The 20504-nt window shown below is 69.2% G+C and carries 17 protein-coding genes; 6 read left to right on the top strand and 11 right to left on the bottom strand.

Going from position 1 to position 20504, the window contains the following annotated elements; translation table 11 throughout:
• Positions 1-52: 52 nt before the first annotated feature.
• The 3 genes from FGL15_RS04060 to FGL15_RS04050 all read left to right on the top strand — a co-directional run bounded on the left by FGL15_RS04060 (position 53) and on the right by FGL15_RS04050 (position 3419).
• Positions 53-805, top strand: a complete 753-nt coding sequence (locus FGL15_RS04060) for a CPBP family intramembrane glutamic endopeptidase (protein WP_138945053.1) — start codon at positions 53-55, stop codon at positions 803-805.
• 5 nt (positions 806-810) lie between these two features.
• Positions 811-2727, top strand: coding sequence for a DUF4012 domain-containing protein (locus tag FGL15_RS04055; RefSeq protein WP_138945052.1), 1917 nt, complete (start codon positions 811-813; stop codon positions 2725-2727).
• Positions 2728-2870: 143 nt separating this feature from the next.
• Positions 2871-3419, top strand: coding sequence for a hypothetical protein (locus FGL15_RS04050; protein ID WP_138945051.1), 549 nt, complete (start codon positions 2871-2873; stop codon positions 3417-3419).
• A gap of 77 nt (positions 3420-3496) precedes the next feature.
• Here the strand turns inward: FGL15_RS04050 and FGL15_RS04045 are convergent, their stop codons facing one another.
• Positions 3497-3676, bottom strand: a complete 180-nt coding sequence (locus FGL15_RS04045; protein WP_064296076.1) for a hypothetical protein — start codon at positions 3674-3676, stop codon at positions 3497-3499.
• Positions 3677-4035: 359 nt separating this feature from the next.
• Between FGL15_RS04045 and FGL15_RS04040 the strand changes: the two genes are divergently transcribed.
• Positions 4036-4470 (top strand): hypothetical protein, encoded by a 435-nt coding sequence (locus tag FGL15_RS04040; protein WP_138945050.1) that lies wholly within the window; start codon positions 4036-4038, stop codon positions 4468-4470.
• Positions 4467-5336, top strand: coding sequence for a CPBP family intramembrane glutamic endopeptidase (locus FGL15_RS04035; RefSeq protein ID WP_138945049.1), 870 nt, complete (start codon positions 4467-4469; stop codon positions 5334-5336). The genes FGL15_RS04040 and FGL15_RS04035 overlap by 4 nt, the downstream gene beginning before the upstream one ends.
• Before the next feature lie 288 nt (positions 5337-5624).
• On the opposite strand, the gene FGL15_RS04030 is transcribed toward FGL15_RS04035, so the two are convergent.
• The 5 genes from FGL15_RS04030 to FGL15_RS04010 form a co-directional block, all read right to left on the bottom strand.
• Entirely contained in the window at positions 5625-7487 is a 1863-nt protein-coding gene (locus tag FGL15_RS04030; RefSeq protein ID WP_138945048.1) for a glycoside hydrolase family 2 protein, read from the bottom strand.
• Positions 7488-7734: 247 nt separating this feature from the next.
• Positions 7735-9063: an ABC transporter substrate-binding protein gene (locus FGL15_RS04025; RefSeq protein ID WP_168223308.1), complete on the bottom strand. Its 1329-nt coding sequence runs from the start codon at positions 9061-9063 to the stop codon at positions 7735-7737.
• Between the two features lie 146 nt (positions 9064-9209).
• On the bottom strand, positions 9210-10538 hold the full coding sequence (locus tag FGL15_RS04020) for an ABC transporter substrate-binding protein (RefSeq protein WP_168223307.1): 1329 nt from the start codon (positions 10536-10538) through the stop codon (positions 9210-9212).
• 174 nt (positions 10539-10712) lie between these two features.
• On the bottom strand, positions 10713-11642 hold the full coding sequence (locus FGL15_RS04015; protein WP_085512504.1) for a carbohydrate ABC transporter permease: 930 nt from the start codon (positions 11640-11642) through the stop codon (positions 10713-10715).
• Positions 11635-12576: a carbohydrate ABC transporter permease gene (locus FGL15_RS04010; RefSeq protein ID WP_079706839.1), complete on the bottom strand. Its 942-nt coding sequence runs from the start codon at positions 12574-12576 to the stop codon at positions 11635-11637. Before FGL15_RS04010 ends, FGL15_RS04015 begins: the two co-directional genes overlap by 8 nt.
• Before the next feature lie 220 nt (positions 12577-12796).
• Here FGL15_RS04010 and FGL15_RS04005 point away from each other — a divergent pair, with 220 nt between their 5' ends.
• A complete protein-coding gene (locus tag FGL15_RS04005) occupies positions 12797-13795 on the top strand; it encodes a LacI family DNA-binding transcriptional regulator (RefSeq protein ID WP_138945045.1) in 999 nt (332 codons plus the stop codon).
• A 13-nt stretch (positions 13796-13808) separates the two neighbouring features.
• Here the strand turns inward: FGL15_RS04005 and FGL15_RS04000 are convergent, their stop codons facing one another.
• The 5 genes from FGL15_RS04000 to FGL15_RS03980 all read right to left on the bottom strand — a co-directional run bounded on the left by FGL15_RS04000 (position 13809) and on the right by FGL15_RS03980 (position 20083).
• Positions 13809-14330 carry a hypothetical protein gene (locus tag FGL15_RS04000; RefSeq protein ID WP_138945044.1) on the bottom strand — a complete coding sequence of 174 codons (522 nt, stop codon included), beginning with the start codon at positions 14328-14330 and terminating at the stop codon, positions 13809-13811.
• Positions 14311-15657, bottom strand: coding sequence for a signal peptidase I (locus FGL15_RS20495; RefSeq protein WP_240773773.1), 1347 nt, complete (start codon positions 15655-15657; stop codon positions 14311-14313). The genes FGL15_RS04000 and FGL15_RS20495 overlap by 20 nt, the downstream gene beginning before the upstream one ends.
• Positions 15658-15667: 10 nt before the next feature.
• Entirely contained in the window at positions 15668-16315 is a 648-nt protein-coding gene (locus FGL15_RS03990; protein ID WP_138945043.1) for a SipW-dependent-type signal peptide-containing protein, read from the bottom strand.
• A gap of 20 nt (positions 16316-16335) precedes the next feature.
• Positions 16336-16980, bottom strand: a complete 645-nt coding sequence (locus FGL15_RS03985) for a SipW-dependent-type signal peptide-containing protein (RefSeq protein WP_138945042.1) — start codon at positions 16978-16980, stop codon at positions 16336-16338.
• Positions 16981-17176: 196 nt separating this feature from the next.
• Complete coding sequence (locus FGL15_RS03980) at positions 17177-20083, bottom strand: LuxR C-terminal-related transcriptional regulator (protein WP_138945041.1); 2907 nt, start codon at positions 20081-20083, stop codon at positions 17177-17179.
• Positions 20084-20504 lie beyond the last annotated feature (421 nt).

The raw sequence follows: 20504 nt of genomic DNA, 5'->3' as shown, positions 1-20504 counted from the left end.
GTTCCCGAGCGTCGTGATCAAGCGGGTCGACGCGTGGCGTAGCTTTGCGACCGTGACGGACGACCCAGGAACCCCTTCGAGCACGGACACGCGACGCGCCCGGACGCGGCTGACCATCGCGCTCATCGGGCTCGCGGCCGCGGCCCTCTTGGCCGCGACCATGCGAGCCGGGGTGCAGATCGCGCAGCCGTTCGACGCCCTCGGTGGCTACGTGCTCGTGTGGGTCCCCCTCCTCGGCGCGGTGCTGCTCGCCCGGTTCGCCGTTCCAGCTCCTCGTGGAAGCGCACCCGTGCTCGGCCTCGCCTTCCGACCGATCGACCTGCTCTGGGGGCTGGCCGCGGGGCTCGTCCTCCGCATCGTCGTCAGTGTCCTCGAGGTGGTCGTCTACGGCTCACTGCCGGCGACGGCCGGCGGTGGAGCGCCGACCGGGAGTGCGCTCATCGTGGTCTCGTTCATCGTCGCCGTGCTCGCGGCGACGATGATCGCACCCGTCGTCGAGGAGCTGTTCTTCCGAGGACTGCTGTTGCGATCGGTGCGCGGCAGTATGCCCGGCCGGGCAGCGTGGATCGCCGTCGTGATCTCGGCAGCGCTGTTCGCTTCGCTCCACCTCGTGGTCGTGAGCGGGCCGTCAGAAGCACTCGTCACCGGCGTCGGAACATTCCTCGTCGGGCTCGGAACCGGCACCGCCGCCGTGCTCACCGGGCGCCTCGGTCCGGCCATCGTGACGCACATCGTCTTCAACGCCTCGGTCCTCGTGCTCGGTGTGACCGCCGTGACCGGTGGAACAGGCGTCGTGATTGAATAGCGCCCATGCCGTCCCCATCCGACGACCGTCGTTCATCTTCCGGCGATCGCCCCGCCGCCCGACGGTCCGAGGGCTCGAGCCGCACTGACGGTTCCCGTCGGAGATCGAGCGCCAGTTCGCGGGCCCGTCGTCGGGAGGGCGCGCGTGACGAGCGACTGAAGGCGCGCCGTCGCCGGACGCTGCTCATCGTCGGTGGTCTCGTCCTCGTCGTCGTCGCAGCGGTGGCCTGGATCGGGGTGCGTGCATTCCTCGCCAAGGGCGAGCTCGAAGCCGCCGTTCCGCTGGCGCAGACGGTTCGCGAGCAGGTCGTCGCCGACGACCCAGGAGCGGCCGGCAAGACCGCGCGTGAACTGGCCGCGCATGCGCGATCGGCCGCCGACCTCACGAGCGATCCGATCTGGCGCGCCGCGGAGGTCATCCCGTGGGTCGGGCCGAACCTCACCGCCGTCCGTGAGCTGGCCGGAGCGACCGAAGACGTCGCCGTCGGCGCCATTACGCCGCTCGTGAACCTCGCCGGGTCGTTGCGCCCGGAACTGTTCAAGCCCATTGACGGCGCGGTGCCACTCCAGCCGATCGTGGACGCCCAAGAAGACGTCCGCAAGGCCGACGACGCGTTGGAAGGCGCCGCCAAACGCGTGCGGACGATCGATCAAGGCCCGCTCATCAGCCAGGTCCGCGGAGCCGTCGATCAGCTCCGCCCCGTCCTCACTGAGACCGCTGACACGGTCGACGCCGCGAGGCGCGCGATCGACCTGATGCCCGCGATGCTCGGCGCCGACGGACCGCGCACCTACCTCGTGATGTTCCAGAACCCCGCCGAGCCGCGGGCGAGCGGCGGCAACCCGGGTGCGCTCGCACTCATCGGTACCGACGGCGGCAGGATCTCGTTGCTGCAGCAGGCATCGACGGCCGACTTCCCACGCTTCCCGGAGCCGGTCCTGCCGCTATCCACCGAGACGGCCGGCATCTACGGCAACATCACGGGCCGCTTCATGCAGAACGTCACGCTCACCCCGCGGTTCCAGCAGTCGGCGGAACTCGCCTCAGAGATGTGGTTCCAGCGCTTCGGTACTCGCGTGGACGGCGTGCTCAGCATCGACCCGGTCGCCCTCGGCTACCTGCTCGACGCGACCGGCTCCATCCCGCTCGCAACCGGCGACGAGCTCACGACCGACAACGCGGCGCAGCTGTTGCTCAGCGACGTGTACAACCGCTATCCGACGGGACCCGAGCAGGACGCGTTCTTCGCGGCGGCCTCTGGCGCCGTGTTCGACCGCGTCGCGTCCGGTGACTTCGATCCGACCAAGCTCATCGGAGCCCTGGCGAAAGCCGGGACCGAGCGACGTGTGCTGATCTGGAACGCGGCCAAGGCGGAACAGGCGCTGCTCGACGGCACGACCCTCACCGATCTGCTTCCCACCGCCGAGCAGGCTCCGCAGACCTTCGGCGTCTACGTCAACGATGCCACCGGTAGCAAGATGGGCTACTACCTCGACCTGCAGGCAGCGACCGGTGTCGCGAAGTGCGGTTCGGACGGTCAGCTGCTCGGATTGCAGCTCACGCTCACGAACACGGCTCCAGCCGATGCGGCATCGACGCTGAGCGACTACGTGACCGGTGCCGGTCAGGCCGGCGTGACGCCGGGCAACTTCCGCTTCAACATCGCCGTCTACGCGCCTCCGGGATCCATGCCCGGCGGGGTCCAGCGGGACGGTGTCGACCTCCCGTCGCAGCTTGCGACCGACGGCGAGTTCCCGGTGACGCAGTTCAAGATCGAGCTTGCTCCAGGGGAGAGCACGACCATCGACCTCGGTGTGACCGCGTATGACGCTTCAGGAACGCCCGAAATCGTGGCTACACCGAAAGTTCATCTCTCTGAAACACAACAAGCGTCCATTAACTGTGAATTTGCTCTACAGTAAGAACTGTTGTCGCTCTTGACCCGTTTTCGGGGGGTGTCGGGGAGACACGATCTACTTCCGCTGTGAGACGACATCGTCCTGGCGGTCGGCTACAGCACTGTCATTGCACCAGCACACCTGCAGAGCCTTCAAGGGGACATCACATGATCAAGAAAATCACCGCGGTCTTCGCGCTGGCCCTCGCAGGCCTGTTCATCGCACCCGTTGCCGCCAACGCTTCCTACGTTCCGAACGCCGGCATCACGGTGAGTGGATCGGTCACCCCCGGCGGCACCGTCACCGTCTCGTTCGGCGACGGCGGCTTCCAGCCCGGCGAGACCGTCTCGCTCGCCCTGACCGGTGAGAACGCGACTGGCGCGACGCTCGCCGCTGTCGACACCCAGACCATCCAGAAGACGGCTTCGTCCACCGGCGCCGTCAACCTCAACGTGACGCTGCCGACCAACGCGACCGGCTCGTACACGGTCACCGCTACGGGCCTCACCACGGGTATCACCGGCACCGCGACCCTCACGGTCACCGCTGCTGGTTCGGGCTCCGGCTCGGGCGGCAACGACAACGACCTCGCTGACACCGGCTTCGGCGCTCCGGCGTTCGTCGTCTGGGGTGCAGCCGGTGCTGTCGCCCTCGGCGCAGCGCTCATCGCGGTCCTCGTGATGGTTCGCCGCCAGCGCGCTTCGCTCGCGGCCTAGTCACACCGCGGCTCACGCCGCACACGAAACGGCGGCCGGTGCTTCTGCACCGGCCGCCGTTTCGTCGTTCCCGAACCCTACGCGTCGTCGCTCGGGTGGTCGGGGTCTTCCTCCTGGTTGAAGTTCGAGGCGTCGGGGTCGTGACCGACCGCGAGGCCGTCCTCGCTGTTGGGGATGGTCTGGTTCTCGCCCAGGCCGCCCGGCTTCGGCGTTCCCTCGCTGCTGTTCTGGTCGGTGTCGTTCGTGTCGTTCGTCATGGGGACAGGTTAAGAGGTAGAGGAGCGCGGGTGAGCAGGCTTGACAGGGTGCTCGGGCGGCGGTTTCGCGCCCTTCGACAAGCTCAGGGACCGGGAGGGGGGGGGCTGAGGGACCGGGCCCTTCGACAGGCTCAGGGACCGGGAGGAGGGCTCAGGGACCGGGCCCTTCGACAAGCTCAGGGACCGGTGGGGCGGCTCAGGGACCGGAAGGAGGGGGCTCAGGGACCGGGCGGACCGACGGTTCTTGCGGAAAACGGATAGGCCGGGACATACCTCCCTTCCGGGGGACAGGGGTGCGGCAATACCCTTCGAGCAGCCTGGGTCCGGTCGTCGGATCCTCCACGACCGAAACGAGCATCATGGCCACGACCGCTGGTACCAAGACCGCCCCCATGCCGATCGTCATCTCCTTCTGGTTGTGGGTCGTCTCCGCCGTCCTCTCCGTCATCTCCGGGGTCACGGCCGCCATGTCGGCCGGAACCGTCGCCGAGGCCGCAGCCGAACAGTCGGCCTCGGGAGGTGTGCTCTCCTCGGGCGTGCTCTTGATCTCGACCGCCGTCGGCGCGTTCATCGTCGGCGCACTCCACGTGCTGTTCGCCTTCTTCGTGCTCCGCGGTCGCAACTGGGCTCGGATCGTCCTCACCGTGGTCGGCATCCTCTCCGTCCTCGGTTCGATCACCGGGCTGATCGCCCTCAACCCGCTCTCCTTCATCTTCGTCATCGTGACCATCGTCGCGATCGTCCAGATGTACGTGCCGGCAGCACGCGAGTACTTCGCCGCGAACAAGCGATGAGCGACCACTCCGCTGCACCGGCGGAGACCGCCCCGCGCCCGGGCTCGCGCCAGGAACGGGCCGAAGCTCGCCGCGCCGAGGCGCGCATGCCCTATGCCCCCTCGCCTGACACCAGGTGGGGTGCCCCGACCGCGCTGACGACCTTCGTCGTGATCATCGTGCTCCTCGTCGTCGTCGAACTCGCACGGACCTTCGGCGTCCTGTCCGGCGAGGTCGGCACGATGATCATGTGGATCATCTTCGACGGCGGCATCCTCGTCGCCCTCGCGATCGTCTGCCGCACCTGGGGAAGCGGGTCCTGGGCGAAGGACTTCGGACTCCGCTTCCGCTGGTTCGACGTGTTCATCGGGCTCGGTTCAGCCGTCGGCATCCAGCTGATCGGCGGCATGATCGGCCAGTTCGTCATCGCCCTCACCGGCGAGACACCGAAGTCGAACATCGCCCCGCCGTCGCCCGAGCTCGTCTGGGTGCTGGTGAACACCGTGTTCGCCACGGCGATCGTCGCGCCGTTCTGCGAGGAAGCGCTCTTCCGCGGGCTCCTGCTCCGTGGGTTCCGGAACACGATCCTCCGCGGACGGACGACGAACGGCGTGCGGCGAGGTGCGGCGACGCCCTCCACCGCCCGACGTCGCACGGCGGCCGTCGTCTCGGTGGGAGCGAGCGCACTGATCTTCGCGATCGTCCACCTCTACGAGGGCTGGGGCAGCCCGGTCACCATGGTGACGCTCGGACTCACCATCCTCGTGCTCGGCACGGTGAACGGTGTCTACGCCGCGACGACCCGACGCCTCGGACCGGGCATCTGGACGCACGTGTGGTTCAACACCTTCACCGTGCTGCTGACGCTGGCACGCAGCGGGAGCTGACCCGGGCGCCGGTCCCTGGGCGAAGCGAGGAGCCCGTGGGCCCTTCGACAGGCTCAGGGACCGGCGGAGGTTTGGTCGGTCGGGGGTGTGGGCCCTTCGACAGGCTCAGGGACCGGGCGGGGGCTCAGGGACCGGGCGGGGGCTGAGGGACCGGGCGGGGGCTGAGGGACCGGGCGGGGGCTCAGGGACCGGCGGAGGCTCAGGGACCGACGGGGGTCGGCTGGTTGGGGGTGTGGGCCCTTCGACAGGCTCAGGGACCGAGTGTGGGCTCAGGAACTGGACGATCGGTCAGGAGGCGGAGGGGCGGACTCGGCGCTCGTAGGCGGCGTCGGCCGCGAGCACCGTACGCACTCGGGCCAGGTCGAACTTCGGCTTGCGATCGAAGTCGTAGATGCCGTTCTGCTCCTGGAACGTGTCGGTGAGCTGCGTGTAGCAGTAACCGAACATGTTCTCGTCGTCGGTCAGCACCCGGACGAGCCCCGCGAAACGCTCGTGGAACTCCTCGACCGACGCCACCCGAGCACCGTAGCCCCAGGAGTCACCACCGGTGTCAGCCGCCGCGAGCTCCGCGTTCCACCAGATGCCGCCGAACTCCGACACGAAGAACGGCTGCCCCTCGTACGGCAAGGAGATGGTGCGTCCGTCCTCGAGGTTCGTGAACGGCTCACCGTCCGCGATCCCGCCCTGCTCGACGGCGAACGCCGCCGGGTCCTGCTCGTAGGAGTGCGCGTCCCACACGTCGGTCTCCCGCACCCGGTGCGCGTAGCCCGAGGCGTCGATCACCGGGCGACTCGGGTCGATGAGCTTCGTCGCGAGGAACATGCCTCGCGTGACGTCGTCGAGGACGGTCACCCGGTCGTGCAGCGTCTGGTGCGTCTCGTTCAGCGGGCACCAGCCGATGATCGACGGATGGTTGACGTCGCGCTCCAACGCCTCGATCCACTGCGTGATGAACGACGCGGTCGGACCCTGGTTGTGACCGACCGTGCCGGCTCCCGACACCCCCCAGTCGCCGAACTCGCCCCACACCAGATACCCGAGCCGGTCCGCGTGATAGAGGTACCGCTCCTCGAACACCTTCTGGTGGAGCCGCGCACCGTTGAACCCTGCGTCCATCCCGAGCGTGATGTCGGCTACGAGTGCATCGTCGTCCGGCGCGGTCATGAGCGAGGACGGCCAGTACCCCTGGTCGAGCACGAGCCGCTGGAAGATGTGCTCGCCGTTGATCAGCACGGCGGTGCCGTCGATCGCGATACTCCGCAGCCCCGCGTAGCTCGAGACGCGGTCGGTGACGTCGCCTGCACCATCGCGGATCTCGATATCGAGGGTATAGAGGAACGGGTCGGCGGGACTCCAGAGCCGCTGCTGGTCCGCCGGAACCTCGAGCCGCACCGACGGCGACATCGTCGACCCGAGCTGCGCGGTCTCACTCGCGACGACCTCGCCATCGGCGGACAGGGTCACCGTCGCGGTCGCACCGGCGGCGTTGCGACTGGGGATGAGTGCGCAGTCGAACCGCCCGGCGTCCGCATCGGGGACCACGGTGAACCGCCGCAGGTGCAGCTCATCGACGGCCTCCACCCAGACCGTCTGCCAGATCCCCGTCGTGCGGGTGTAGTAGCAGTCGGTGTTGCCGTACCAGGTCGCCTGCTTCCCACCGGCCTTCGGCTCGTGGCGGGTGTCGCGGGCGCGCACCACGATCTCGAGTTCCCGCCCCGGCTCGACCGCGCCGAGCGGCACGCGGATCGGCGTGAAGCCGCCCCGATGCCGCATCGCCTCGACCCCGTCCACCCACACGGTTGTGTCGTGGTCGACGGCACCGAAGTGCAACACGCCGTGCTTCCCCTGCCAGCCGGCCGGAACCGTGAACCGCGTGCGGTACCAGACCGCCTCCATGAAGTCCGTGTGCTCGACGCCCGATGCGGCCGACTCCGGCGCGAACGGGACGAGGATGCGGTCGGTCAGTTCGCGGCCGAGGAGCCCGCGCTCGAGCCCGCTGTCGCCGGCGTCGATCTCGAACTCCCACAGGCCGTTGAGGTTGACCCAGCCGTCACGGACGAGCTGCGGCCGGGGATACTCCGGGCGCGGCTGTGGCGTGGTGTCGGCACGGCCGCTCGGCAGCGGGGCGGGGAAGAGGAGAGGGTGCGTCATGGGTGTCGTTCCGATGCGTGGTGGTGGGTGGAGGTGTCGTCGGGCCCTTCGACAAGCTCAGGGACCGGGGTGGGGCTCAGGGACCGGGGGTGTTGGCTCAGGGACCGGGGTGTTGGCTCGGGGACCGGGGGTGGTGGGGCCCTTCGACAAGCTCAGGGACCGGGGGGCTCGGGGACCGGGGGTGGTGGGGCCCTTCGACAAGCTCAGGGACCGAGGGGGCTGAGCCTGTCGAAGGGCGGGGGAGTCACTACCGGGCGTCGTTGACGGCCTTGGTCAGCTCGGCGACGAAGGCTTCAGCGGCCTCCTTGGGAGTGGTCTTACCGAACTGGACGTCCTGGTTGTAGCGGCCGAGGATCTTCTCGCTATCGCCACCACCGACGGGCGTGATCGCCGGCGGGGTGCCCGACTCCTCGCGCGCGGCGTCGACCACGCCGGCAACGATGCGGTCCGTCGGCGTCAGGTCGGGGTCGATCGCCTTCTGGAAGTCCGGGTTCGCGGGCATGCCGCGCTCGGTGCCGAACAGCTTCGCGACCTCGGTGTCCGTCGTGAGGAAGTCCACCAGCAACGCCGCCTCAGCGGGGTGCTCGGACTTCGACGAGACCGACCAGTACATCGACGGCTTCAGGTACTGGAACCCTTCGGACGAATCCTCGCTCGCCGGGAACGGCAGCAGGTCGAGCTGGTGGTCGGGCGCAGCGGCCTGGAAGGCGGTGAGCACCGAGGACGGCTGGAAGGTCATCGCGACCTTGCCCGTGCTCATGTCCATGAGGTCGATCGCCACACCGTTGCCCTCGGCCAGCTGCGAGGCGCTCGGGGCCGCGCCGCTCTCGATCTGGTCGAGCGCGTACTGCCAGTAGCTCTCCACGACCTCGGGCTTCAGGATTACCTTGCCCTCCTTGTCATAGATGTCGTTGCCGTGCTGACGCGCCCAGAGCGTGAGGGTCGGCATGTCGCCGCCGAACGGGGACATGCCGTGGACGGCGCCGCCCGAAGCCTCGGTCACCTGCAGGGCGACCTCGTTGAGCTCGTCCCACGTCCAGGTCGTCGCGTCGGGCAGCTGGATCCCGTACTGCTCGAAGATGGAACGGTTGACCATGAGACCGACGGTGCCGACACCGATCGGCACGCCGTAGAGCTCGTCCTTGACCTTGCCCTGGTCGAGCACCTCGGCGCTGAGGTCGGAGGTGTCGAGGAACTCGTCGAGCGCACCGAGGTCGGCGAGGGCGCCGCGCTGGGCGTACGAGGCGAGGTAGAGCTGGTCGAACTGCATGACATCGGGGGCGTCTCCGCCGGCGACCGTCGTGGCCAGCTTGTCCCAGTACCCACCCCACTCGGTGGACTGACCCTTCACGGTGATGTTGGGGTACTTCTTCTCGAAGAGGTCGATGGCGGCTCGCGTGCGCTCGTCGCGGGCCGTGGCACCCCACCAGTTGAAGGTGATGGTGACGTCCTCGTCGCTGAGCGCGGCGTCGCCGTTCCCACCGCCGACGGCGCAGCCGCTGAGGGCGAGCGCCGAGATGGCGGTTGCGGCTGCGAAGCCGAGGAGGCGGGACCGGGATCGTGATTGGCGTTGCATGATGCTCCTTTGCATGGGGTGGATCGGTTGGCCCTTCGACAAGCTCAGGGACCGGGTTGTGGACTCAGGGGCCGGGTTGTGGACTCAGGGACCGGGCTGTGGACTCCGGGACGTCGGTCCCTGAGCCTGTCGAAGGGGGGAGGGGCTCAGGAAGCGGCGGCGATCGCCGTGCGGAGTTCGTCGATGTAGGCCTTCGCGGCCTCGGCGGTGGTCTTCCGGCCGAACTGGACGTCCTGGTTGTACCGGGCGAGCATGGACTCCGCGTCCTCGGCGCCGACCGGCGTGATGCCGGGTGCGTCGCCCGACAGCGCGGTCGCGGACTCGATCGCATCGGCGACGATCTGATCGCCGGGTGTGAGATCCGGCGCGACCGCCTCCTGGAAGGTGGGCGTGGCCGGCATGCCGCGCTCCGTGCCGAACAGCTTGGCGACGGCCGGCTCCGACGTCAGGAAGTCGATGAGCAGCGCCGCTTCCGCGGGGTGCTCGGACTGCGACGAGACCGTCCAGTACATCGACGGTCGGACGTACATGTAGCCGTCGGTCGCGTCCGCATCCGCCGGGATGGGGACGAGGTCGAAGGCGCTGTCGGGTGCGGCGGCCTGGTACGCGGTGACGAGCGCGGACGGTGCGAAGGTGAACGCGGTCTTCCCTGTCGCGATGTCGGACAGGTCGAGCGCCGAACCGGCTTGCTCGGCCAGTTGCGATGCCGTCGGTGCGGCACCGCTGTCGATCTGCGCGAGTGCGTAGTCCCAGTAGTCGGTGAGGACCGACTCCTCCAGGATGAGCTCGCCCTCGGTGTCGTAGACGTCGTTGCCGTGCTGCCTGGCCCACAGGGTCAGCGTCGGCATGTCCCCGCCGAAGGGGGTGATCCCGTGCACCGCGCCACCGGATGCCTCCGTCACGGCGAGTGCCGTCGCCGTGAGGTCGTCCCACGTCCACGTCGTCGGATCGGGGAGGTCGACGCCGTACTGCTCCAGGACGCTCGTGTTCACGAGGACGCCCGTCGACCCCACGCCGGCCGGGACACCGTGCAGCTTGCCGTCGACCCTGCCCTGATCGAGGAGCGGCTCCGGGAACTCCGAGGTGTCGAGGACGTCGGCGTACTCGTCGACGTCGGCGAGTGCTCCGCGCTGCGCGTAGGAGGAGAGGTGCGTCTGGTCGAACTGCATCACGTCGGGTGCGTTGCCGCCCGCGGCGGTCGTGGCGAGCTTGTCCCAGTACCCACCCCACTCGGTGGACTGGCCCTTCACCGTGATGTTCGGGTACTGCTCCTCGAACAGGTCGATCGCGGCGCGGGTGCGCTCATCGCGCGCACTCGCTCCCCACCACGCGAACGAGATGGTGACGTCCTCGTCGCTGAGGGACGCGTCGCCGTTCCCGCCGCCCACGGCACAGCCGCTGAGGGCGAGCGCCGAGACGGCGGTGGCGGCCGCGAAGCCGAGGATGCGGGACCGGGGGCGTGGGTGGCGTCGCATGATGCTCCTTTGCATGGGGTGGATCGGTTGGCCCTTCGACAGGCTCAGGGACCGGGTTGGGACTCAGGGACCGGGTTGGGACTCAGGGACCGGGTTGGCGACTCGGGGACCGGGTTGTGGCTCAGCGACCCAGCGGTCCCTGAGCCTGTCGAAGGGCGGGGACCGGCTCCGGGACTACTTGCCTCCGGTGGTCGCGATGCCTCGGAGGAGGAACCGCTGACCGAACAGGAAGGCGAGGAACACCGGCAACAGGGTGACGACGCTCATGGCGAAGAGGGCGCCGTAGTCCGATTGCGACTGGGTGTCGACGAACGAGCGGAGGGCGACCGACGAGGTGTACTTGTCGGGGTCGGTGACGAAGATCAGCTGGCCGAAGAAGTCGTTCCAGGTCCAGATGAAGGTGAAGATCGCCGTCGTCGCGAGGGCCGGGGTCATGAGCGGGAGCATGATCTGCACGAAGATCCGCAGGTGTCCGGCTCCGTCGATGCGCGCCGCCTCGTCGAGCTCGCGGGGGATCCCGCGGATGAACTGCACCATGAGGAAGATAAAGAACGCGTCCGTCGCGAGGAACTTCGGCACGATCAGCGGCAGGTAGGTGTTGATCCAGTCGAGCTGGGCGAAGATGACGTACTGCGGGATGATCAGCACGTGGATCGGCAGCATCATCGTGAGCAGCATGGCCGCGAAGGCGAAGCGCTTGAACCGGAACCGCAGCCGGGCGAAGCCGTAGGCGGCGAGTGAGCAGGTGAGCAGGTTGCCGATGATCGAGCCGACGACCACGATCGCGGAGTTCGCGAGGTAGCTGCCGAACGGCTGCGCGAGCGCGTTCCAGCCGTTCGTGTAGTTCGACGCCTCGAAGGTGTCGAGCACGAGGCCCGGGTTGTCGAAGATGTACCCGTTCGGGCGGAGTGACGACACCACCATCCACAGCACCGGGTAGAGCATCAGCAGCCCGAGCAGGATCAGCAGCGCGTGCTTGCCGATGCTCGAGATCCGCTGACGGCGGAGAAGCTTGGCGCGCTGAGCGTCGCCCCGCTCGCGACGGGCGGCCGCATCGGGGGAGAGGCCGTCCTCGGACGAGGGGCGGGTCTTGAGGTCAGTCATCGTAGAACACCCAATACTTCGAGGCCCAGAAGTTGATGGCCGTGGCGGCGGCGATGATGATGAGCAGGAGCCACGCGATCGCCGACGCGTACCCCATCTGGAAGCTGCCGAAGCCCTTCTGGTACAGGTACAGCGTGATGAACAGCGTCGAGTCGGACGGCCCGCCCGATCCGTTCGACACCACGTAGGCCTGCGTGAACGACTGGAACGCGCCGATGATCCCGAGCACGAGGTTGAAGAAGATGATCGGGCTGAGCAGCGGGAGCGTGATCGAGCGGAACTGGGTCCACCGGCCGGCACCGTCCGTCGACGCAGCCTCGTAGTACTGCCGCGGGATCTGGCGGAGACCGGCGAGGAAGATCACCATCGGGGCACCGAACGTCCACACGTGCAGGATGATCAGCGTCGACAGGGCGGTGTCGGGTTCCGAGATCCAACCGGGGCCCTGGATGCCGAAGACGGCGAGGAGCGCGTTGACGAGGCCGCTCGAACCGAAGACGAGCCGCCACAGGACGGCGATCGCGACGCTGCCGCCGAGCAGTGACGGCAGGTACAGCACCGACCGGTAGAACGAGAGCCCGCGCAGGCCGCGATCCAGGAGGACCGCGATCGCGAGGGCGACCATGAGCTGCAACGGGACCGATACCAGGACGTAGGTGATGGTCACGCCGAGGGACTGGTGCAGACGGGGGTCCTCGACCATCCGCTGCGCGTTCTCCAGCCCGGTGAAGTTCGGGTTCTGGAGGAGGTTGTAGTCGGTGAACGACAGGTAGAGCGAGACGAGGACCGGCCCCAGCGTGATGACGAGGAAGCCGATGATCCAGGGGCCGAGGAAGAGCAGCGCCGCGCGGTTGTCGCGGAACTCGGAGGCGTCGCGGTGCTTGATCGCCCCCTTCGGCGTCCGCAGCGCGCGCAGCTCGTTGAGCGCGCTCATGGGGCGGCTCGGGTGATGGGTGGTGGGCTCTCGAACATGCTGCGCATCTCCTTCGACTCGCTGCGACCGTGCTGACAGGGAGACACGCTAACCGCTTGTGCTACGTAGCACAAGACGGAATTGGAAATCGGTTGCCGCCGGTATCCGACGGTCGCGGAGTCGCTACGCTTGCGTCAGGAACGGCGGACGGTGGAGCGCGCGCGACCGACAGGAGGCACGGATGGCAGTGACCGCACGGGATGTCGCGCAGGCGGCCGGTGTCTCCCAGCGCACGGTGTCGGACGTCGTCAACCTGCCGGGACGAGTCGGCGCCGAGACCCGCAAACGCGTGCAGGCGGTCATCGACGAACTCGGTTATCGGCCAAATCCGCACGCGAGAGGACTCCGCAACAACCGCAGCGGACTCATCGCCCTCGTCGTCCCCGAGCTCGACGTGCCGTACTTCTCCGACCTCGCCCGCTGCCTCATCCCTGAACTCACGAAGCGCTCACTCACGCTCGTCGTGGATCAGACGAACGGCGACCCGGAACGCGAGCGCGCCGTGCTCACCGGGGGAGCGGTGTCCTCGACGTTCGACGGCGTGCTGCTCAACGCACTCAACCTCACGAAGGAGGACGTCGAAGCGGCTGCCGCGACCCAGCCGATCGTCCTGCTCGGTGAGCGGGACTACGGTGCGAGCGCGGACCACGTCGCCATCGACGGCACTGAGGCGGCCTACGTGGCGACCCGGCACCTGATCGAACGCGGATGCACCCGCATCGGTGCCATCGGTCGGCAGGCCCACTCCACGGGCACCGCGAAGCAGCGCGTGGATGGGTTCACGAGGGCGATGCACGAGGCGGGACTCGACCCGAACCGGTATATGGCAGAAGGGGAATACGATCGCGCGAGCGGAGCGGCGGTGATGGGCGAGATGCTCGACGCCGGCGATCCTCCCGACGGGGTGTTCTGTTTCAACGACCTCATGGCGCTGGGCGCGATGCGCGCCGCGTGGGATCGCGGTGTCGACATCCCCCGCGACCTGGCGGTGGTCGGCTTCGACGACATCGAGGACGGTCGGTACGCGATGCGGTCGCTGACGACCGTGGCGCCAGACAAGGAGGCGATCGCGCGCGAGGCGGTCGCGATGCTGGTCGAACGTGTGGCCGGGCACGTCGGGCCGGGGCGCCGGGTGCGCGCGGGCTTCGAACTCGTCGTGCGGGAGTCCTCGGCCGGGTGACGCGGCACGCTCGCTACGGGACGACCGCGCAGGTGCCGTTCGTTCCGAGCGCGTTCGAGTTGCCGCTCACGACCCGGTACGGCGAGGTCCAGCTCGTGGACGGCAGGGTGAGTCGCGCGCCGATGTAGACGTTGGAGCCGAGGAGGCCTCCGAGGAGTCCGAGGCTGAAGGTCGAGGTGACCGTCGTGGTGCCGCTCGTCGAGGTCGGCGTGATGATCGTGTTCGGGGTGAACGCGGCGTTCGCCGAGTAGGCGTAGTTGATCGTGTACCCGGCGGGGATCGTGTACACGACGGTGTACGAGGAGAGCAGCCCGACGGCGTTCGGATTGAAGGTGCAACTCGAGAACGTCGGCGTCGGTACGGTGGCCGCGGTGAAGCTGCCCGTCCCGTATTCGGGGTCGGCCCAGGCCGCGTCGACCGGCTCCGGTGCGGGGTGCGCGAGGAGGAATGCCATCGCGACGGCGATGACCGTCGCGGCGGTCCGGCGGTGCCACGGGAGGACACGGCCGCTGTCCTCACCCCGCTGTCGCATCATCCGCTCGCAGGACGGTCGCGCCCCTCGCTGAACGCGAATGCTGACGCAGCGCACCGAACCACGCGCCGACGAGACCGACGAGGATCGCACCTGCAGCCGCCCACACGGCGAACTCGATGCTCGCGCCGGTGCGGGGGAGCGTGGTGATCGGGCCGGGCGAGACCGAGACGTCGTCGCCGATGCCCTCGGCCGTGACCGTGAGGGCGACGGAGGCGTTCGCCACCGCTGCACCGGACGGCATCCGGACGTCGAACTTCAGCCACCACGCCTCCGAGCTCCTCATCGAGAGCACCGCACGCTCGACGCCGTCGACGGGCACCGCCATCTCGTCGAACAGGTGGGTGACGGTGCCGACGCAGCCGGCCGCGGTCCAGCGGACGGAACAGGCGTCGACCACCATGACGAGCCCGAGCTCGGGCGAGCCGGAGCCGACCATGGACACGTCGATGGACCCCGGTGTGGCTTCCGGCTTGGTCCTGATGCCGACCTCCCACGGCGTCGACCGGCCGGGCGTGAGGGACCGCATGGCCGACGGGTCACCGATCGAGGTGAGGACGACCGCCTCACCGGCGATGACGTCGACCGTCGGTTCGGCGTGCGCGGGAGCTGCGCCGCCGATCGCGAGACCGGCTCCGAGGAGCAGGACGACCGGTGAGCATCGGAGTGCGGCGTGGCGGGCTGGACGCGGTCCGGTTCCGTCGGCGCCTGCCGTCGAGGAGCGGCGTCGGGAAGCCGCGCGGCCCTCGCCACCCGTTCCTCCTGGGCCACGCGGTGGGCGCTTGCGGTCGGAGCGCGGCCAGAACGCCCACATGACGAGGGCCGAACAACTGAGCGTCAGTCCTGCCAGAACCCACGGGTTGGACAGCCACACGACGAGGTAGGCGAGCCCGGGGACCGAGGCGAGCACGATGCGGACGGTCGAGACGGTGTACGGCTCGGGGTCCTCCGAGAGGTTCGCATCGCCCTGCATGGTGATCGTCCGCTGCGGTCCTGCGGTGTCCACGCCGCCGGTCACCGAGGTGACGCGGTGGGTGACCGGCAGCTGCCCGGCGCGGTCCACCGTCACCACGTCGCCGACCGCGATGTCGGACGCGGGGATCTCGCGGACGAGCGCGAGTGAGCCGGTGGGGATCGTCGGGCTCATGGAACCGGTCTTGAACATGATGAGGGTGATGTTGAAGCAGGTCGCGAGGATGACGAGCACGATGCAGACCACTCCACCGACGGCGGCGAGGTTCAGCAGGGTGCTGCCGACGATCGACGCCACCGAGCGGCGGGGTTGCTGCCGCTCGGTGGCGTCGATCGCTTCCGTGGAGTGTCGGGTCACGGTGCTCCGATCAGGAACTGGAGGTGCTGGTGATCTGCCACGTCGCCGAGGCCGTGCCGCCCTGGAAGCTGGACGCCGTACCCGCCTTCACCCGCACGTCGAAGCAGAAGCGCACGGTGGAGGTGCCCCCCGCGGTGAGTGCGCCGGTCGCGGTCGGCGGAGCCGTGCCCGTCGAGAGCGAGGCGGTGTACGCGGGGACGGTCGCCGAGGTGAACGCGGCGGAGTTGCACGCCGTGCCCGCCGCCGTCGTGACCACGCGGTACTCGAGCTGCGGCAGGAGGGTGCCCGTCGCCGCCGACACCGCTGACAGCGCCGCCGTCCCGCCGATGTTCGTCGCGGTGGTGGTGCGGATGTCGATGAACGCGAACTGGGAGAGCCCTGGTGACATGGCCGTGGCGTTGAACACCAGCGTGGCGGGGTTCGCCGCCTCGTGTGCCGCCCAGGTGGACGTCGAGGTCTGCGACTCCACCGCGAAGGTGCTGGCGGCGAAGGTCGCCGTTCCGAACTCGTCGTCGCTCCACGCGGCCAGGGTGAGCGAGGTCCCGACGCCGAGCACGAGCGCCGCCGCGAGGGCCGCTCTGGCCTTGGTGTAGCGTGACGTGCTCCGTCGCTCAGCGGTGCGGTGGTGTCTCCCCGCCGCCGGTGTGTGTCGTCCCATGATCGCCGTTCCGCCGCGGGTTACGGCAGCGGGGTGGTGGACTCGGCAGCGAACTCCCAGACCACGGTGCCGCTCGGCGACGACTGCGGGAGGCTCGCCGCCGGGGTGACCTCGAAGCAGAGGAACACCGGTGTGGTGACGGCACCGAGCGTGAAGATGTCCGCTGCCGTGCTCGACGTCGTCGCGGCGTCCGTCACGAGCGGGTCACCGGCGGCAAAGCTCGTGGCGTCGCAGCCGAAGGTGGTGGTCTCCACGACCGAGTAGGTGAGCGAGGAGGCGATGGCGGCGCCGCTCGTCGCGGTGATGTCGACCGTCCCGGCGTACGTCGATGCGGCGGTCAGCTGGACGGCGAAGCCGGCGTAGACGGGCTCCTCGGGCGCCAGGTTGTCGGCTTCCACGGCGAAGGTGAGCGGTGCGGCCGCAGCCTCGGTCGGGTGCTCGGTGAACGCGGTGCCGTCCGTGCTGCCCTCGATGCCGAACCCACCACCGGCGAAGATCCCGGTCGCGAACTCGGAGTCGTTCCAGGCCGCGAGGGTGATCGCCGCACCGACGCCGAGCACCAGACCGCCGGCGAGGATCGCCTTCGCCCGCTTGCTGCGCTGGCCGCGGACGGGCGCGTCGGTGCCGGTGGCCCCTGGGGCCTCGGTGCTGGTGTCGATGGTCATGGAAGCCCCCTGGAGTCCGCCGGCGACGGCTCGCGTCACCACAGGTGTCGGGCGTGCGGAGACGGTCTCCGCGCGTCTCACGACACTCTCAGGACGATAGGCAGCAGGCTGACGGTTGTAACCAGTAGTGGGGTACTGGGATCGACGGACGCTACCGAGAAAACTGCTGAACCGCGCTGCGGCGCCCGATCCGGGGTCAGGCATGACGCTGCGAGGACTGCGCGACGAGGCGGCCGAGGTCGCGCCGTCGACCCGCACCCAGCTTCGTCCGCGCTTGAAGCACGTGCGACTCGACGGTCCGGACGCTGAGGAAGAGCCGCGTCGCGATCTCCTGATTGCTCAGTCCTTGCGAGATGAGTAGGGAGACCTCCAGTTCCCGTCGGGTGAGCGCGCTCAGGTCGGCCGCGGCGGTCTCGTGGCTGATGTCCGCCTGTCCGCGGGAGAGGTAGGCCAGCGGCGCGTGCGTCGCCGGCGGCTCGACCGGGACCGTGCGCTCGACCGGGGTGGTGCGCTCGACCGGGGCGGTCTCCTCGGTCGTCTCCGCCCGGTAGGTGGAGAACACCGGCGACGGATGGGCGATCGAGCTGCGTCGAGCGGCAGCGTCCGCAGCGGCGCCTGGCGTGGGACCCACGAGTTCGGCGGCCCGCTCCGCGCAACGTTGAGCGTGCTGCAGTCGACCCTGGGCCTCGTGGAGTCGTTCTGCGAGCAGGTGGGCTCCGATCGCCCGGTGCCGTGCTCCGACCTCCTCGAGCGAACAGGCGGCCTCTTCGACGCGGCCCGCGTCACCGGCGGCGCCGGCCTCGAGGAGCAGCATGAGCGACGCCTGCAGTGGCGTGAGCTCATGCGATCGGGCGTCCGCGACCCAGGACAGGGTCTCGGACAGGTCGGCGCCGGCCGCGGAGGCCAGGCTCGCGGAGTAGATCCGCTCGGTCAGCGGCTTCCGGATGTCCTGCGCGAGCCGACGCAGGTGATCCCGGGCCTCCATCACGCGACCGCCTGCCATCAGCAGACCGAAGTCGGCGATGTCCGCCAGGTAGGAGAGGACCGTGGAGGCGGCGATGAGGCGTTCGTCCTCGGCAGCTCGCCGTTCCGTCGCCTCCTCGAGCTCGCCCGTCTGGGCGAGAGCGCCGACGAGGAGCAGCGCGGTCTGCGTGTGCACCTCGGGCGGGACGGTCGAGTCGAGCAGGCGCTCGACGACCCGGAGGTCGGCCACGGTGCGGTCCGGGCGGCCGTCGAAGAACGCCAACTGCGCTCCGAGGATCCCGACGATGCACTGGTCCGTCGTCGCCAGGCGCCCGGTCCCGCGCTCGGCCCGAGCGACGAACTCGTCGATGTAGCGCGCGAAGCCTGCCCAGGAGAGTCCGGTCAGCAGGCGGATGGTGCCGGCCGACAGGACGTACATGGCGCTCGCGTCGCGTAGGGCGTGCGACAACGGCCGCGCTGCGCTGTAGGGCACCGAACGGTAGACGGCGTCACCCAGCTGGAGCAGCTCCCGCAGCTCGGACGGTGGCAGCCGGAGGCCGAGCCGGGTCACGAGCGCAGCGGCGGCATAGAGTCGAGAGGACTGCGCGGCGTCGGTGTCGCGCAGGACCTTCCAGAAGACGGCATCGCCCTCGGACGGCTCCTGCCGATCCTGGTCGCGCCAGGTCTCGACCATCAGGATGCGCTGGGACAGCACACGGCTGTGCTCCTCCTGCTCCGTCAGCTCCTGCGCACAGGTGCGTTCGGACCAGCGATCGAGGGTCGCCCGCCAACTCAAGACCTCCGCCTGCATGTCCTCGTCGGAGTCGGCCTCCGGATCGACCTCGAGGACCCGCTGAGCCCCTTCACCGTCGCCCAGCATGGCGAGCGACCGCGACCACTGCAGCGCGGCTGCCACGGACGGCCGCCAGGTGTACGCGCGTTCCGCGAGCAGACGACCGTCCTCGGCGAGGCCGGAGACGTTCGCGACGTGCGCCGCCTCGAGGAAGGTGCGGGCCATCGTGAGTGACTCGAAGCCCTCGTCGAGTTCGGTGTGCGGGGCCGTCAGCCAGTACCGGCCGAGGATGAAGGACTCGTTCGGCGTGAGACGGGTACCGCCGCGAAGGTCCGAGATGAGCGTCCGTTGGACGCGGTCGTGGCGGTGCAATCGTCCGCTGTGGCGCCACTCCGCGAGTGCCGACCACGCGTGCAGTTCGTCGGCGACGATGCGGTCCTGGCCCGAGCCGTCGTTCCGCGCGAGCCCGAGCCGGAGGAGCACATGCAACTGGTGCTCACCGAGCAGGCGGATCGCGCGCGAGTAGGGGACCGGGCCGAGCTTCGCCAGCATGACCAGCGCGTAGCGACCCTCGTCCTCGAGCCGCGAGAGCTGGGGTTCCGTGAGGTCGTGCACCCGCGGTGAGACCCCTGCGACCCCGAGCGAGAGGATGCTGCGCGGCAGGTAGAACTCCCCGCCCGTCTCGAGGGCGTCCTTCGTGAGCTCGTGCACGAGTCGCGGAGAGCCGTTGCTCAGCCGCACGATGACGGCTTTGGCCATGTCGTCGAGGACCGCGTCGTCCGCGGCTTCCTCTGCCATCGCCGACGCTTCGAACCCGTCGAGCGCCGGGAGGTCGACCCGCGTGAGCGATCCGGTCCGCCAGACGGCGAGGAGCCGGTCGGCGGACTCGTCGCCGCGGCCCTGCAACCCCGCGAGCTCCTGTTCCAAGGTCACGAGGGCGACCTGCTCACGCGACCGCGAGAGTTCGATGATGTCGGCCAGGCTCGCCGGGTGGAGGTTCGCTCCGTCGTCGATGATGAAGACGGCACCGCTCGGTGCCGTGCGCCAGTCGCTCAAGGCATGCGAGGCCTCCCGTGACGCAGCCGACACGTGGATGACCGGGCGTCCCGCCTCCAGCATCCGGCGCCCGATCGCATCCGCGATGAAGGTCTTGCCGTAGCCGTGCGGTCCGACGAGGAGCGTGCTGGTCCGGTTCGCGATGAGCGCCGTCATCCGGGCGATCGCCGCTGAGCGGCCGCTCGGCTGGGCGGGAGCGCGGGTGGCGGATTGGCGGAACTCGCCGGAGCGACGGGTGGGCGATGCGGCGGACCGTGCGCCGCCGCTGAACCGATGCGCACCCGGGTTCATGGGATGACCTGCTCGGCCGAAGCCGGATGTGGCCTTCGCTCCACTGCCGTCGCAACCGGTTCTTCCATATCGCAGCCCCCTCAAGCTCCGTCATGCCGACCGGATCCGCACCACTAGGGATGCTGCGAATACTCCGTCGGATGCCCCATTATCCGTAATCCCTGAGTGCTTCCGCAGCCCTAAGAGAGCGTTCTCAGTAGAAACTACGCACCCCACTCGGGGGTAAACGCCCGGCCGGTGGGGGTTATCTCTCTAGCGTCATCGATGACATGACGCGGATGGAACCCGGTGCACCCGACCCCCGCCTCAGAACACGCGTCGAGGCCTTCTCAGGACCGATCAACACGAGGCGTCCTGCGTCGCCGCCTCGCACTGCGGAGGCCAGTACCGGTTTTCGATCCGGCACTACGGAGGTTGGGGT

It is taken from the genome of Plantibacter sp. M259, from assembly GCF_006065115.1.
Lineage (GTDB): Bacteria > Actinomycetota > Actinomycetes > Actinomycetales > Microbacteriaceae > Plantibacter > Plantibacter auratus.
Note: the sequence above shows the minus strand (reverse complement) of the source record. Positions and strands in the feature narration are given on the sequence as shown.

Excerpts from the sequence above, each read along its gene's own strand:
- FGL15_RS04055 (WP_138945052.1), top strand. The coding sequence starts at position 811 with ATGCCGTCCCCATCCGACGACCGTCGTTCATCTTCCGGCGATCGCCCC.
- FGL15_RS04050 (WP_138945051.1), top strand. The coding sequence starts at position 2,871 with ATGATCAAGAAAATCACCGCGGTCTTCGCGCTGGCCCTCGCAGGCCTG.
- FGL15_RS04045 (WP_064296076.1), bottom strand. The coding sequence starts at position 3,676 with ATGACGAACGACACGAACGACACCGACCAGAACAGCAGCGAGGGAACG.
- FGL15_RS04040 (WP_138945050.1), top strand. The coding sequence starts at position 4,036 with ATGGCCACGACCGCTGGTACCAAGACCGCCCCCATGCCGATCGTCATC.
- FGL15_RS04035 (WP_138945049.1), top strand. The coding sequence starts at position 4,467 with ATGAGCGACCACTCCGCTGCACCGGCGGAGACCGCCCCGCGCCCGGGC.
- FGL15_RS04030 (WP_138945048.1), bottom strand. The coding sequence starts at position 7,487 with ATGACGCACCCTCTCCTCTTCCCCGCCCCGCTGCCGAGCGGCCGTGCC.
- FGL15_RS04025 (WP_168223308.1), bottom strand. The coding sequence starts at position 9,063 with ATGCAACGCCAATCACGATCCCGGTCCCGCCTCCTCGGCTTCGCAGCC.
- FGL15_RS04020 (WP_168223307.1), bottom strand. The coding sequence starts at position 10,538 with ATGCGACGCCACCCACGCCCCCGGTCCCGCATCCTCGGCTTCGCGGCC.
- FGL15_RS04015 (WP_085512504.1), bottom strand. The coding sequence starts at position 11,642 with ATGACTGACCTCAAGACCCGCCCCTCGTCCGAGGACGGCCTCTCCCCC.
- FGL15_RS04010 (WP_079706839.1), bottom strand. The coding sequence starts at position 12,576 with ATGAGCGCGCTCAACGAGCTGCGCGCGCTGCGGACGCCGAAGGGGGCG.
- FGL15_RS04005 (WP_138945045.1), top strand. The coding sequence starts at position 12,797 with ATGGCAGTGACCGCACGGGATGTCGCGCAGGCGGCCGGTGTCTCCCAG.
- FGL15_RS04000 (WP_138945044.1), bottom strand. The coding sequence starts at position 14,330 with ATGATGCGACAGCGGGGTGAGGACAGCGGCCGTGTCCTCCCGTGGCAC.
- FGL15_RS03990 (WP_138945043.1), bottom strand. The coding sequence starts at position 16,315 with ATGGGACGACACACACCGGCGGCGGGGAGACACCACCGCACCGCTGAG.
- FGL15_RS03985 (WP_138945042.1), bottom strand. The coding sequence starts at position 16,980 with ATGACCATCGACACCAGCACCGAGGCCCCAGGGGCCACCGGCACCGAC.
- FGL15_RS03980 (WP_138945041.1), bottom strand. The coding sequence starts at position 20,083 with ATGAACCCGGGTGCGCATCGGTTCAGCGGCGGCGCACGGTCCGCCGCA.